The 12,985-nt window shown below is 45.6% G+C and carries 14 protein-coding genes; 2 read left to right on the top strand and 12 right to left on the bottom strand.

The window, feature by feature from the left end:
• Positions 1-180 precede the first annotated feature (180 nt).
• A complete protein-coding gene (locus tag SPIRS_RS00070; protein ID WP_013252639.1) occupies positions 181-1,191 on the bottom strand; it encodes a LacI family DNA-binding transcriptional regulator in 1,011 nt (336 codons plus the stop codon).
• Positions 1,192-1,257: 66 nt separating this feature from the next.
• The gene (locus SPIRS_RS00065) at positions 1,258-1,575 is read right to left on the bottom strand and encodes a 2Fe-2S iron-sulfur cluster-binding protein (protein ID WP_013252638.1); all 318 of its coding nucleotides are present in this window, start codon (positions 1,573-1,575) and stop codon (positions 1,258-1,260) included.
• 71 nt (positions 1,576-1,646) lie between these two features.
• Between SPIRS_RS00065 and SPIRS_RS00060 the strand changes: the two genes are divergently transcribed.
• Positions 1,647-2,120 (top strand): PTS sugar transporter subunit IIA, encoded by a 474-nt coding sequence (locus SPIRS_RS00060; RefSeq protein ID WP_013252637.1) that lies wholly within the window; start codon positions 1,647-1,649, stop codon positions 2,118-2,120.
• A gap of 74 nt (positions 2,121-2,194) precedes the next feature.
• Positions 2,195-3,256, top strand: a complete 1,062-nt coding sequence (locus SPIRS_RS00055; RefSeq protein ID WP_013252636.1) for a metallophosphoesterase — start codon at positions 2,195-2,197, stop codon at positions 3,254-3,256.
• Positions 3,257-3,268: 12 nt separating this feature from the next.
• Here SPIRS_RS00055 and SPIRS_RS00050 read toward each other — a convergent pair whose 3' ends face one another.
• From SPIRS_RS00050 to dnaA, 10 genes are all read right to left on the bottom strand, one after another.
• Positions 3,269-4,201, bottom strand: coding sequence for a lysine exporter LysO family protein (locus SPIRS_RS00050; RefSeq protein WP_013252635.1), 933 nt, complete (start codon positions 4,199-4,201; stop codon positions 3,269-3,271).
• A gap of 11 nt (positions 4,202-4,212) precedes the next feature.
• Positions 4,213-5,379 carry a methionine adenosyltransferase gene (metK, locus tag SPIRS_RS00045; RefSeq protein WP_013252634.1) on the bottom strand — a complete coding sequence of 389 codons (1,167 nt, stop codon included), beginning with the start codon at positions 5,377-5,379 and terminating at the stop codon, positions 4,213-4,215.
• Between the two features lie 87 nt (positions 5,380-5,466).
• Entirely contained in the window at positions 5,467-6,150 is a 684-nt protein-coding gene (gene jag / locus SPIRS_RS00040) for an RNA-binding cell elongation regulator Jag/EloR (protein WP_013252633.1), read from the bottom strand.
• 39 nt (positions 6,151-6,189) lie between these two features.
• Positions 6,190-7,947, bottom strand: a complete 1,758-nt coding sequence (yidC, locus tag SPIRS_RS00035) for a membrane protein insertase YidC (RefSeq protein WP_013252632.1) — start codon at positions 7,945-7,947, stop codon at positions 6,190-6,192.
• An 8-nt stretch (positions 7,948-7,955) separates the two neighbouring features.
• Positions 7,956-8,333 (bottom strand): ribonuclease P protein component, encoded by a 378-nt coding sequence (gene rnpA / locus SPIRS_RS00030; protein WP_041865932.1) that lies wholly within the window; start codon positions 8,331-8,333, stop codon positions 7,956-7,958.
• Entirely contained in the window at positions 8,314-8,469 is a 156-nt protein-coding gene (gene rpmH, locus SPIRS_RS00025; protein ID WP_013252630.1) for a 50S ribosomal protein L34, read from the bottom strand. The genes rnpA and rpmH overlap by 20 nt, the downstream gene beginning before the upstream one ends.
• An 81-nt stretch (positions 8,470-8,550) precedes the next feature.
• Positions 8,551-9,021, bottom strand: a complete 471-nt coding sequence (locus tag SPIRS_RS00020) for a DUF721 domain-containing protein (RefSeq protein ID WP_013252629.1) — start codon at positions 9,019-9,021, stop codon at positions 8,551-8,553.
• 8 nt (positions 9,022-9,029) lie between these two features.
• Complete coding sequence (gene recF / locus SPIRS_RS00015; RefSeq protein WP_013252628.1) at positions 9,030-10,106, bottom strand: DNA replication/repair protein RecF; 1,077 nt, start codon at positions 10,104-10,106, stop codon at positions 9,030-9,032.
• A gap of 8 nt (positions 10,107-10,114) precedes the next feature.
• Positions 10,115-11,218 carry a DNA polymerase III subunit beta gene (gene dnaN / locus SPIRS_RS00010; RefSeq protein ID WP_013252627.1) on the bottom strand — a complete coding sequence of 368 codons (1,104 nt, stop codon included), beginning with the start codon at positions 11,216-11,218 and terminating at the stop codon, positions 10,115-10,117.
• A 202-nt stretch (positions 11,219-11,420) separates the two neighbouring features.
• The gene (gene dnaA / locus SPIRS_RS00005; RefSeq protein ID WP_013252625.1) at positions 11,421-12,836 is read right to left on the bottom strand and encodes a chromosomal replication initiator protein DnaA; all 1,416 of its coding nucleotides are present in this window, start codon (positions 12,834-12,836) and stop codon (positions 11,421-11,423) included.
• Positions 12,837-12,985: the final 149 nt, after the last annotated feature.

The raw sequence follows: 12,985 nt of genomic DNA, 5'->3' as shown, positions 1-12,985 counted from the left end.
CGGATAATAGACAAAAGGATTACGTAGTGTCCGGAATCCTGGTGGTTTCATGCCGTCTTTCCCGGAAAAATCCTTAGGTTTCCAGGATTGCTTGATCGTATGCCCCTATACTCTGTAATTGACGGCAACAAAAAAAATTGAGAGGCTTTGACCACCAGGATTCCGAACACTATAAAAGGATTACCATTTCACCGGGCCGGTGGAACCCCGTTTTCGTAACGTAACCGGCACAACAAGATGCAGAGCCTCCTCATCGGGATATTGTATTCGTCGTATCAGCTGCTCCACTGCCTTTTCCCCAAGTCCATGGGGGTCAAAACCAAGGGTAGTCAACCCGGGAATAAGAAAGGCACTTGTTTCGGCATCGTCGGTGCCGGCAATACTAACCTCATCTGGCACCGCAATCCCCATATCGGCTGCAGCACGAAGTGCACCGGTTGCCATAAAATCCGATATAAAAACAATAGCACTCGGCCGAGATGAAAATGGAAGGCCCATAAGAGAACGGAAATCTCGATATCCATCTTCAATGGCCCAATTACTAAACAAAAGATGATCCTCGGTTACCGGTAAACCAACGCCTTCCATTGCAGCAATAAAGTGGATATAGCGGTTTTCCGAGTAGGGACTTCGCCTTCCAAAAACAGCGGCAATGCGCTTGTGTCCGAGCTCAAAAAGATACTCAACCAAAAGCCGCATCCCTGTCCTGTTGTCCGTGCGTATGCAATCCAGACTCTCCTTTGTCGGAGTACTTTCCAGAAAAAGCACTGGACGACGTAATGAAACCGACTCCATCTGCTGACGGGCGCTTTCATAGCAGAATATGACACCGTCGCTGGCGTGTTCATGGAGTAGGTCCGAGTAATCGGCTCCGGATTTATCCGAATCCTCACCCGAATCAAGAACAAAAAGGCTGTAGCCGTTTTTGTTGGCTGCGAACATGGCACCCCTAACGATCTGCGACATAACAAAGGACTGAAGGCTCGGAAGGACGATGGTAATATTCCCGGTCTTCGCGGTAGTCAGAGCACGTGCAACGGGATTAGGATGATAACCAATTTCACGTGCAGTCTCCAACACCCTCTCCCTTGTGGCTTCTGAAACAAGAGGAGAACCTGAAAAAACCCTAGAAACCGTAGCCTTACCCACTCCCGAAAGACGGGCAACATCATTTATCGTTTGCTTTTTCATGATACGCTTCAATCAATTAATTGGAACCGGTTCCATTACAATGATAAACGAATGCTCGCCACCTGTCTATTCTTTTTTGTCAAGGGAACGACCGGAGGCGAGTATCCGTACCACAACCCTGCCTCTGATATAGGTTTGGCATGCAAGCCGGACAGACTCCGGAAGTGTTCCCTCTTTTCCGGAAAGGCGCAGACGTTCCCTCTCACCCATCGGACTACAAAAAGACTCCCCGTCAAGGATTTTCACCCTGCAGGTACCACATTGGGCCTTTCCTCCGCAGAGGTGGGAAATTGGGATACCTTCCCTAAGCAGGGTATTAAGCAAAGAAATTGCCGGGCTTGCGGTAATAAGCCTGTCGTATCCTTCTACGATAAGTGTTGCCATGAGAAAAGAGTATCTGCTTTTTTTTGTTTGTAAAAGCTACAAAATGTCGATATTATACTATAGGTGGTTTTATGGTTACCTTATGCAGGTTGATTGGGAAAAACGGCATCTGTCAGCTATCCAAGACAAATAAGTCCCAGGCCATTCTCGAGCTCATTTCACATGCAAGACAATTTGCAAACAAACCTTGGGCTGACGATTTCTATTGTGAAGTAATGAGAAAGGAGCTGCTACAGAGCACCGGTCTCGGCAAGGGTATTGCGGTTGCTCACGGAACCTGTCAGGGAATCGATCAAGTCTACGTTGCCTTGGGAATCAGTCAGGAAGGAATTGAGTATGATGCCATTGATTCTCAACCCGTCCACCTTCTTTTTCTTGTTGCAAATCCTCCGGAAACACAATTGGAGTATTTAAGCGCCCTCTCAACCCTTGTCCGTTTGCTCCGCAACGATTCATTCAGGGAAAAAATCATGCACTGTGTTACAGCCGAGCAGGTTTACCTTCTTTTTAAGCAGCGTGGCTGCACCATCCCGATACGAACATAGCCGCCACTTCAACTAACCATTTTTTCATATACTATTCACAAAAGGGTCATCAATTTTTTATATTTAAGAATAGTATGAACAAGCAATTCTATCATCTCAAGCTCGAAGAGCTTTACACAAAGGCAAAAGAGATTGAGATACATGACAATCAGCGGTTTGTCATCTTCAGCGATCTTCACGTCGGAAACGGGAAATATGGAGACGACTTTCGTCCCAATGCCAAACTCTTCCAGACCGCTCTCCATGACTACTACTATGAAAAAGGATATACCCTCATCCTCAACGGAGATATTGAGGAGCTCCATCGTTATACACTTGCCGAAATCCGCTCTACATGGAAGAGCCTATATTCGCTTTTTGATGCATTCGATGCGGAAAATCGCCTTTATAAGCTTTCGGGTAATCATGATTCGAAACTTTTTAACCTCCCTGGAGAGCCCCTACGCTACAAACTCTACGAATCACTCAAGTTGAATTATAAGGGTATGACGCTTTTTCTCTTCCATGGCCATCAGCCCAGCTATTTTTACGAAAAATTCAATGAAATATCGGGCCTTTTGCTCCGCTTCATTGCAAAACCCTTACGAATCAAACACTATTCGGTCGCACACGATAAAGGCAGGCGCTTTAAAATCGAAAAGCGGACCTACGAATTCTCCATTGAAAAAAACATCGTATCCATCATCGGCCATACCCATCGCCCCCTTTTTGAATCCCTTTCAAAACTCGACTCTCTTAAATACAAAATCGAAAATCTTCTGCGCAGATATGCAAAATCCGGTGACGAAAAACAAAAGTTTCTTGAAAAGCAAATCGAGGAAATCAAAAAAGAGATCGACAAATCCATCATGACAAAGGGCAAAGAGCAGGCAATAAGTTCTTTGTACAGCAGCCAGACCCTTGCTCCTTCCGTTTTTAATTCCGGCTGCGTAATCGGAAAGCGAGGAATGACGGCGATAGAAATCAAAGGAGGAAAAATATCGCTTGTTCACTGGTTCAATGAAGACGTCGATGAAAAATACCGGAAAAACGACGGGAAAAACACCTCTCAACTGGATAACACCGGTTTTTTTCGAACGGTACTAAAACGAGACTCTCTTGATTACATCTTCACCAAAATCAGACTTCTCACATAAATCGGGCATAAATCAGGCAAACCCCCAAAAAAAAGGAACGAGAAAGGGGACAAGAAGCGAAAGAAGTGCCCCGTGGGCAATAGAAAGAGGAACATACCCTGCCCCGCAGCTGGTTTCCACAAGGGGAAGGGTGACGTCCATTGAAGTGGCCCCTCCGACGCCGATAGCAAGATGAGGAAGGCCCAAGCCTCCCAAAAGGGGTATCATGAAAAGAGCAAGGCTCTCTCTTACAAGATTGACAAGAAATGCGGCGGAACCGAGTAACGGATTTCCGAGATCCGAGATAAGCACCCCCGATAAACTGTACCAACCAAAGCCGGCCGAGAGAGCCGCAGCTTCTCCCACTGAGAGGTGAAAGAGGGGAGAGACCATGATCCCACCGCAAATCGATCCTAATGCCGTAACAAGAGGCAATAGAAGCATTCTTCGGTCCCGAAGCAGAGAGACAAACTTTATATCGCTTTGCATCATCTGCATCCCGATGAAAAAGAGCAAACAATAAAGCGTCCAGGTTCCGGCTTCATTCGGGATGAGGGAAGCAAAAGGAAGAATCTTTCCTGCCACAATGCCGACAATAACAAAAGCAAACAATCCAAGAGATTCCCAAAGAAGCCTTTTAGCAGAAGGACGTCGTGACTCGGAACGTCCTCTTTTATGCTTCGACTCGTTTCCTCCCGACAGTCCGTTCAGAATGATAAGAAACAAGACCGTTCCGAAAATCGTTGCACTCCCAAATACCAAGCCAAGAAGGCCAATGGTTTGTACTTCCCGGATATTCATACCGAGGCGGCCGATTCTGATGCCCATGAAAAGCAGTAAGATGCGGAGTATAACGGCAATTATACACGTGACCCCTTTGGGCTTGGGCGCGAATGTGCTCTTGGCGCACATCATTCCCCCACCAAGAAAGGCCAGGAGAATCAGGAGAGAAACAATTCCTTCCATCTATGGCCGTGTCAACCAACGGCCTTTTTCAGCTCTTCGGTCTTGTCTACCCGTTCCCAGGAAAAACCGTCTCTTCCAAAGTGACCGTATGCCGCCGTCGCTTCGTAGATAGGCGCCAAAAGACCCAATTCCCTGATAATTCCCTCGGGAGAGAGATCAAAAACCTTCTCAACTGCAGCTTCAATCCGCTCTTCGGGCACAGTAGCCGTTCCGAAGGTATCCACCATAACCGAAATGGGGAAGGGAACGCCAATGGCATAAGAGAGTTCCAACTCACATCGATCGCACAATCCCGCCGCAACAATGTTTTTCGCCACATAGCGGGCCATGTAAGCGGCCGAACGATCTACTTTACTTGGGTCCTTTCCACTGAAAGCCCCTCCGCCGTGACGCCCCATACCGCCGTAGGTATCGACAATAATCTTTCTACCGGTAAGTCCCGAATCACCATGAGGACCTCCTATCACAAAGCGTCCCGTCGGATTGATGAAAAACCGTGTCTTCTCGTCTATCAGTCCCGTATCGCCGAGAACAGGTTCTATGACCCGTTTGCGGAGACTCGCTTCTATCTCTTTTATCGAAACCGAAGGGCTATGCTGATGGCTGATGACAATGGTATCGATCCGCACCGGCTTTCCACCTTCGTATTGAACGGTAACCTGACTCTTTGCATCCGGCCGCATCCAGGAACATTCCCCCGACTTTCGTACTGCTGCCGCTTTTTGCAGCAGACGGTGGGCAAAGATGATGGGTGCTGGCATAAGCTCTTCGGTTTCATTGCAGGCAAAACCGAACATCATTCCCTGATCCCCGGCTCCCTGGGATTTATACTTATTCTCACCTGCGGTAACGCCCATGGAGATGTCACTGCTCTGATTATGAATTGTATCGATAACAGCCATGGATTCCCAATCAAGGCCATACTCCGGCCGATCGTACCCTATCCGCTTCACAACACCTCGAACCACATCCTGAAGATTAACGTAGGTAGAGGTACTGATCTCTCCACCGACAAGAACCATCCCCGTAGTTGTAAAGGTCTCACAGGCAACCCTCGAAGTGGAATCCTCCCGCAAACAGGCATCAAGAACGGCGTCGGAAATTTGATCACATACCTTATCGGGATGTCCCTCACTGACAGACTCTGAAGTAAAAAGTACTTTCCTTTTTGTATCCATAGCTTTTCTCCTACATACGAAAAAGAGAAAACAACCCCAACCTGCTAAGCCAGTTGGGGTCATCCTTAACTCATATTTATAATAATTTTAATAGTTTGCCGAACCCTTGTAAATGATCCGGACTTGTTTATAAAGGCCTTCGCCTTCACTCCTGGTTTCCACATCATCGATATCATTCAAGGTAGTGTGGACCAATCGCCTTTCAAAGGGATTCATCGGTTCAAGGAGCCGGGAACGCTTAGTCTTCCGTACCTGTGCCGCAGTTCTGTCGGCAAGACGGATAATGCTTTCCTCGTGCCTGCTTCGATAATTCTCAGCATCGACAATAACTCGGCGTCCCTCATGCAGCTTCCCGCAATACACATTAACCAAAAGCTGCAATGCATCAAGATTTTTTCCTTTTTTTCCTATCAGAATACCGGAATGTTGGGAATCAATCGTTAAACCAATTTTCTTTTCTTCCCTGAAATTGATGGAAACCGTACCAGGAAAACCCATCTTTTCGATCAGTGTTTCAAGAAACGTCACCGAGGCCTTTTCAAAATCGTCTTGGGCCTGAGGATCAACATCTTCGCTGTAACGATCGCCGACATCAAAGCCATCATCGTCGTCTTCAATAAAAACCCTGATCTTTACTGCACCTTTTCGGAAAAGGCCGCCCTTAACGGATTCGACAATCTCAACGTCAAACTCTTCACGGTCAATATTCAGTGCTGAAACTGCGTTATCGATCGCCTCCTTTTCGGTCTTTCCTTCGAATTCTTTTACCATATATTTTATCTCCTTGGAGTAAACGGGATGTCACATTCATCACCCTTCCTCCTTACGCTTCTGTATCTTTGAGATTGCCTTCTGCTGACCTATCGTCAGCACGTTGGTAACAATCCAGTAAACCAGCAGACCGGAGGGAGCATTGTAGAGAAAGAAGAAGAAAAAGATAGGCATCATGTAGGTCATCATCTTCATGCTACTGTTCTGGCTTCCTGCAGACGAGGGACTTTGCGTCATCTTACTGGAGAGAATCATCGTTGCAACGAAAAACATAGGAAGCAACCGTATATCGCTCCATCCCAGAATCGGAATTTTGAAGGGTGCAAAACTATATACTGATTCGGGACTCGACAGGTCGGTAATCCAACCGGGAATAAACGAGGAGCCACGAAGATCGAAATACTTGTTAAAAAGGCCGTACATGGCAATGAACATCGGCATTTGAAGAAGCATGGGAAGACATCCTCCCATAGGATTCACTTTTTCCCGTTTATAAAGCTCCGCCATTTCCTGATTCATTTTGTTCGGGTTGTCCCGATACTTATCCTGAATCTCCTTCATCTTGGGCTGCAGCATCTGCATCTTACTAGTCGATTCGTAGCTTTTATGTGTTATCGGAAACAATACGACCTTGACCAAAATGGTAAGGAGAATGATGGCTACACCCCAATTTGGAATAATCGAATAAAAGAAGACAAGCAACTTTTTCATTATGACCTCAAGCCAGCCAAGCAAACGGCCCTGGTCCATAACCTCCTCAAGATGAAGGTCACGAGTTCCGAAGCCATTTTTATCCGGATCGTTGTACTGTGTCAGGACACGGCTGATCTTCGGTCCCATGTAAAAACGAAAAACATCCTCGCTTACGCTGCTTTTCAGAGGAGGTCTGGAAAAGAAAAGTCGCGAAGTTGTCGGCAAACCGGGCTCGGAACCTTCGGTAAAAAGAAGATCATAGTCGGTTGCATCGGGAACCCCGATAACCGCAAAATACTTTCCAAGTACGGCAGCCCAACTTACCCGATTATCAACGGAAACAGAACCGTTTTTCATTCGATAATTTTTCTGTTTCCCGTTTTCATAGGTAAAATAACGACGATAGGCATATCTACCATCCATTTTTTCAACCTGGGGACCAATCTGAGGACCAAAGGATAGCGTGTAGGCATACCCATCTTCGTCGAGGGCTGGATAGGCATTCACACTATTCTCAATCTTAACCAAGACCTCGAAAAGATAATCGGAAGGATTAAACCGAAAACGCTTGGTCAAAGTGAAGGGAACGGGACCTGAAGAGGTTTGTACTGCAAACTCACGGTAAAATTCGAGCGTATTCTCATCGATATTCCGGACAAAAAACGGAACATGTGCTATCTCTCTTTCCGGTCCACCAAAAGATATACCGAAAGCCCCCTCTGCATCGTTTCCCCGCCAAATCATCTCCAGCGGCTCTCCATTTTCAAAGTGCTCTTTCAACTTCATGCTGGTCAAAAGAGCCCCTCGGCTGCTGAAGGTTGCTTTAAATACCTTTGTGTCGAGAGAAACCATCTTCTCCCCAGGCTCATCACCAAAAGGAATGATACCTTGGGCCTGTAAAACAGGAGCCGTCGGCTGCTGTTGAGAATTATCATTCGATGAAACAGATCCATCGGAAGCATTTGTATTCCCGGAGGCCTCGGCTTGTTCTGTAACAGCCGGTGACTCGGGAAGGGGAGGAGCAAAAAACGTATTTTGAATCATGAAACCGACGGAAATAACAATGGTTGAAAGAATAACCGCCAGCAAAGTTCTTTTGTCCATACCTTCTCCTACTGGTCCTTGATTGAGAGAAAAAGCGGATGCCGCTTTCCAAGAAGTTGTGCCTTGTGTAATAAATCGCTCAATTGACGGCTACGATTGGACAATGTATCTTCAGATCGATACAAAAGCAAGACCATGTCATATCCCTGTCGGATTTCAGGCTTAATGAGCCGATAAGCCTCCCGGGCTACTCTCTTTGCCCGGTTTCTCTGAACGGCATTTCCATACTTTCTAACCAGGGTAACCGTAAAACGGTTCCTTTCTGTATTATTTGTTCGATACATCAGTTTCGCGCCAAGGCAGGACACCCTGGTTCGTGAAGAGAACACTCGGCCGATGTCGGCCGAGTGTTTCAATCTATCCCTCTTAGTAAGGCTTTTTCTCATCAGCAACAGAAAGCTTTTTTCTACCTTTTTTTCGGCGTCTGGCAAGAACAAGCCGCCCGCCGCGGGTTTTCATGCGTGCTCGAAAGCCAAATTTTCTGTTGCGCTTTACCCTGCTAGGCTGGTAAGTCCTTTTCATAGAAGCAACTCCTTATTGTATCGCTATACAGCGCTTTTGTCCCAATGAGTGCCAAAGTATACGCTGCATCCGTCGGGAATGTCAATGGCGATTATCCCTCTCAGAACCCTTAACCATCTTCCCAATACTATCGAGCATCTGCTGTAAACGGCCGTCATCACCGGCACTTTTTCTCTCGTTTTTTTCTTTTTCACCAAAAACGGGAGGCTCATAGTGCCACTCATTCCTATTGCCCTCTTCTCGTTCTACCGGATAGACAGCCCCTAATTGCTGTACAATCCATACCCTAATATTACTCAAAGAAAATTCCGGATACTTTTTGTTGATATCCCGAAGGATTCGTCGTTTTTTCAATTCTATCATCTGAGCCCAACCCGGATGATCTGCCTCCACAATTAAAACATCCCGCTCTATCTCCCTTACCCGAGTATGACTTGCAATATCGATACCGACAATTGTTCTCCAACTACGGAAAAAAGAGCTGTATTTCTGGGCCTTTTCCAACTGTGCCTGATCAAAAAACTGAGACAGAATCTCCGATGCCTTTTTCATTAGGCCTCCTATTCTTCAATAAACTCACCCTCTTTCACCCGTAAAAGCATGGTATCGTTTCCCTTCAGTTCAGAATACTGCCTATCGGGAAGAAAGGTAAAAAAAATCTGATCGGCTTCCGGAAGTGTTCCCAAAAAGCGCTGCCTTCGTCTCGGATCAAGCTCCAAAAGTACATCATCAAGTAGCAGTACCGGCCGTCTTCCACACTTCTCATAGAAAAATCGGGCCTGTCCAACCCTAAGAAGCAGGGAAAGAAGTCGAAGTTGACCGGTGGAAGCAATGGAAGAAAAATCCCTCCCCTCAAGAAGAAAGGCAAAACGATCTCGATGAGGACCGGATCCGGAGGTCTTCATTTCTAAATCACTCTCCCTCCTTCGATGAAGAAGAACACCAACATCTTCCTCGCCTTTACATCCCTTCCAACTGGGACGATAGGCAATCTTCATTTCCCCCTCCAGACCCGAAACCTTCTCATGGAGTGAAGAAAATGTTGTATTAAAGCCTTCTATTGCCTCTCTTCGCTTTTCCTGGATCTCCATCCCGGCCCTTGCCAACTGTATATCGTAAACATCAAGGAGATCTCTGCGATCTTCTTTCAAGGCCATATTTCGTAATTTCAAAATTTTGCGATAGGATCGAAGGGTGTCGATAAAAAGCGGTTCATGAAGACTCATTGTTTGGTCGAAAAACCAGCGCCTTCTTTCCGGCGATCCGTTTACAAATGAGATATCGTCGTGACAAAAAACAATGGCCGGAAAGATACGTACAAGCTCTTTTCGATCGGTAACAGGCTTTCCATCAAGCTTAATGCTTTTTGTTGTTCCGTTCTTGCCTGAAAGCAAAAAGGATATATCATGCTCGGCGGTTTTTCCATGAAGCGCAAGTTCACCGCATCCCCGGCGAATAAGCTCCTGATCTCGCCTTGTTCTAAAAGAAGAACCAAAACTCAATAGATAAATAGCCTCGAGCAGATTACTCTTTCCCTGGCCATTCTCCCCCACAAGAAAAACGCGGGGTGCGTCAAGGCACACCTCCGCGTCTTTTAGGTTTCTATATTGATATGTCTTCAGGGCTAAAAACCCCATGGCTTCACTTAATCCAGCTGCATCGGCATAATGATATGGAAATAATCGCCTTCAGGAACCGGTTCGAGGGTGATCGCCTTATTTGCTTCAGTAAAACGAAGAACGACTTCTTCACAGCGCATAACCTTCAAGGGTTCGGCAAGGTAAAGATAATTCAACGCTATGGTGGTCTCAGGTCCCTCATAACTACAGGAAAGTTCTTCCTTGGCGACACCAATATCACTCTCTTCACTGGTAAGTCGCATCATTGCGTTCTCAACACTGAGATAGACCCTTCTTGATTTCTGCTCAACCAAAAGCGATACACGTTTAAGAGCCTCTTCAAGCTGATCACGGTTGACAACCAACTGGTAATCCTGACTGTCGGGAATGACCCGCCGATAATTGGGAAATTGTCCTTCAATGAGGTTGCTGGTAATCCGTTGATCATCAAACTGAACGAATATATTCCGGTCGGAAATAGCAATTTTCAGATTTCCCTCTCCTGATGAAAGCTTTCTGATAAGCTGAAGAACCTTCGGAGGAATGATCACGGCGTCGAATTCCTTCAATTCGGATTCTATTCGCCGTTTGATAAGGGAAAGCCTTCTCCCGTCGGTAGCCACCATGGAAATACTTTCACCGTCCTGCTCCACATAGACTCCGTTCATGTAATAACGAGTCTCATCATCGGAAACAGCAAAGATTGTCTGGCCGATCATCTCAATAAGATCCTTTTGAGGGATCTCAAAATAAAGATCTTCGGATACTTCCTGCAATTCGGGGAATTTGTCTCCGGCAATACTCTTAAGTTGAAAGTTGATCTTCTGAAAGAGGGGTCGTATCATGACTCTGTTGTCGACCAGTTCAACCTCGATATCTCCTTCCGGTAGGGAACGAAGAATTCCCAAAAATTTGTCACAAAAGACCGTAGTACTTCCGGGAGCAGCAATTTCAACTGGTATTCTGGTCTCGAAGCTTACTTTCAAATCTGTCGCTTTTATGGTCAGAGACCCATCGTCGGCTTCGAGAAGTACGTTTGAAAGAATTGAAAGTGCATTTCTTGTAGAGATGATTTCCTGGGCAATGGAAATTTCTTTCAACAATGCGTTTTTTTCGCAGGTAAATTTCATCTTTCCTCTCCTACCTACAGTATATATTAATTAATAGTAGTAATAATAGGCACGGTGAATATGTTAATATCCGCCATAATTTCTTTTGAAAGAAATAGTTGCCCATCTGAATAACTTGTAAAGGTTATTCCATGAAAATGCACATATCCACAGCCTTCGGTATTCATGCACATATCTTCCTCATAGTTGTACCATCTTTTCATTATTTTGTCCCGTACTCTTTGATTTGCCGTACAATGCGTTGGATGATAGGTTCCAAGCTGGGATCCGTTTGCATTCTGCTTTCCACTCGTTGGCATGCATGCATAACAGTGGTATGGTCTCGCCCTCCAAATTCCAGACCGACTTCCGTGGTGCTGAATTCGGTTATTTCCCGGGTAATATACATGGCGATCTGTCGGGGAAAGGCAATGGCTTTTGTCCTTTTTTTACCACGAAGGTCGTTAGGGGAGAGATTGAAGTATTCGGCAGTAACGCGCTGTATCATTTCAACGGTGATATTACTCATTTTGGGATTGGAAAAGACATCTTTGAGTTGCTGCCTGGCAATATCGAGGGTCACTTTCTTATGCAAGAGATCTGCATAGGCAATCAGTCGTGTTAGTGCGGCTTCGAGATCTCTTACATTTGTGGTGACGTTTCGACAAATGAGTTCGATAACTTCATCGTCTATCGGTACCTTTTTTTCTTCTACCTTCTGCTTTAAAATGGCAAACCTTGTTTCAAAAGCTGGGGCCTGAAGGTCGACGTTGAGTCCACGTTCAAACCGGCTTCTCAGCCGATCAGTGAGCTGTTTCAGCTCTGACACCGGACGGTCACAGGTAAAAACAAGCTGCTTGTTTGTTTCATACAAAGCGTTGAAGGTATGAAAGAGTTCTTCTTGTGTTCCCGTTTTTTCCTGGAGAAAATGGATATCGTCGATAAGCAGGATATCGACCTTTCTATATTTATTTTTGAATTGATGATTTTTGTTATGGTGAATCGCCTCTATAAATTCGTTGGTGAAGGTTTCCGCCGTAACATAAGCAATTTTTATGTCGGGATTATGTGCCCATGCATAATTTCCGATTGACTGAATGAGATGCGTTTTTCCAAGACCTACTCCCCCATATATCAGACAGGGATTATAGGCAGTTCCCGGATTTTTACTGATGGCCATACAAGCGTTTGCCGCAAGGGTGTTATTCTCACCAATAACGAAATTCTCGAACGTGTAATCGGGTCTAAGATCGGGATGCTTTTTTGGGGGATCATTCTTAGCCGGTGAGACCGATACGGGTACCGGTTTTACCGCCATGGGGGGCTGAGGGGTATCAGAAACTTCATTTTTCTCCTTCGGCGATTCCGATGTTGCTCGCTTTGTAACGATAAAATCGACATCCAGTTGAAAACCGGATAGTTCGTAGAGTTTTTCCTTTATTATGCCGGTATAACGCTGTTTTACCTGGTCACGGTAGAATGCCGAGGGAACCGAAAGGATAAGCTTTCCCTCTTCGGAGGAGTGATAGGAGATGTTACTGAACCACATAACAAACTCCTGGTCCGATAGTTCGTTTTTCAACTGGTTCAATGCTTCCTGCCAGAAGATGGAAAAGTCCCACCTGCTTTGTGTATTCATTAAAAGCCTCAATACTATAAGAATTATTCACAAGTTATACACATGCTGCTTTTCACTAATGTACGGAGCCAAAAGAACTTAAAAGGTCGCAAATACCTCCAATTACTTTACCGTTGTTATTAATTCCATACCGGTAAAGAAATTATAAA

Origin of the sequence: Sediminispirochaeta smaragdinae DSM 11293 (assembly GCF_000143985.1) — a bacterium.
GTDB classification, from domain to species: Bacteria; Spirochaetota; Spirochaetia; order DSM-16054; family Sediminispirochaetaceae; genus Sediminispirochaeta; species Sediminispirochaeta smaragdinae.
The sequence above is the reverse complement of the archived record's forward strand: the minus strand, read 5'-3'. Positions and strand labels throughout refer to the sequence as shown.

Excerpts from the sequence above, each read along its gene's own strand:
- SPIRS_RS00070 (WP_013252639.1), bottom strand. The coding sequence starts at position 1,191 with ATGAAAAAGCAAACGATAAATGATGTTGCCCGTCTTTCGGGAGTGGGT.
- SPIRS_RS00065 (WP_013252638.1), bottom strand. The coding sequence starts at position 1,575 with ATGGCAACACTTATCGTAGAAGGATACGACAGGCTTATTACCGCAAGC.
- SPIRS_RS00060 (WP_013252637.1), top strand. The coding sequence starts at position 1,647 with ATGGTTACCTTATGCAGGTTGATTGGGAAAAACGGCATCTGTCAGCTA.
- SPIRS_RS00055 (WP_013252636.1), top strand. The coding sequence starts at position 2,195 with ATGAACAAGCAATTCTATCATCTCAAGCTCGAAGAGCTTTACACAAAG.
- SPIRS_RS00050 (WP_013252635.1), bottom strand. The coding sequence starts at position 4,201 with ATGGAAGGAATTGTTTCTCTCCTGATTCTCCTGGCCTTTCTTGGTGGG.
- metK (WP_013252634.1), bottom strand. The coding sequence starts at position 5,379 with ATGGATACAAAAAGGAAAGTACTTTTTACTTCAGAGTCTGTCAGTGAG.
- jag (WP_013252633.1), bottom strand. The coding sequence starts at position 6,150 with ATGGTAAAAGAATTCGAAGGAAAGACCGAAAAGGAGGCGATCGATAAC.
- yidC (WP_013252632.1), bottom strand. The coding sequence starts at position 7,947 with ATGGACAAAAGAACTTTGCTGGCGGTTATTCTTTCAACCATTGTTATT.
- rnpA (WP_041865932.1), bottom strand. The coding sequence starts at position 8,333 with ATGAGAAAAAGCCTTACTAAGAGGGATAGATTGAAACACTCGGCCGAC.
- rpmH (WP_013252630.1), bottom strand. The coding sequence starts at position 8,469 with ATGAAAAGGACTTACCAGCCTAGCAGGGTAAAGCGCAACAGAAAATTT.
- SPIRS_RS00020 (WP_013252629.1), bottom strand. The coding sequence starts at position 9,021 with ATGAAAAAGGCATCGGAGATTCTGTCTCAGTTTTTTGATCAGGCACAG.
- recF (WP_013252628.1), bottom strand. The coding sequence starts at position 10,106 with ATGGGGTTTTTAGCCCTGAAGACATATCAATATAGAAACCTAAAAGAC.
- dnaN (WP_013252627.1), bottom strand. The coding sequence starts at position 11,218 with ATGAAATTTACCTGCGAAAAAAACGCATTGTTGAAAGAAATTTCCATT.
- dnaA (WP_013252625.1), bottom strand. The coding sequence starts at position 12,836 with ATGAATACACAAAGCAGGTGGGACTTTTCCATCTTCTGGCAGGAAGCA.